Origin of the sequence: Vibrio sp. SG41-7, from assembly GCF_014164465.1 — a bacterium.
Classification (GTDB): domain Bacteria; phylum Pseudomonadota; class Gammaproteobacteria; order Enterobacterales; family Vibrionaceae; genus Vibrio; species Vibrio splendidus.
Map to the genome: position 1 here is coordinate 1 of NZ_JACJFF010000488.1, position 206 is coordinate 206.

General features: G+C 40.3%; 1 pseudogene. It reads left to right on the forward strand.

The features are described from left to right. A pseudogene (locus H5300_RS27690) lies at window positions 1–186 on the forward strand (ISAs1 family transposase); the annotation flags it as partial. Between the last annotated feature and the right edge of the window lie 20 nt (window positions 187–206).

Consider the following 206-nt stretch of genomic DNA (forward strand, 5'->3'; position numbering starts at 1 on the left):
GTTATTTTTAAAGAAGACGAGCAGCGAATTTACGCCGGGGATTCGGCGTTGAATATGGCTTGTTGTCGTCGCTTTGTGCAGAACCTATTTAGAAAATCAGAGGGTAACTTGTCTGTACCAAGAAAGATGAACCAAGCCGCATGGAATAAAGATTACAGGGAAAAAGTTCTTTTTACATCAGATTAACAAAGTATATTCGCGCCCTT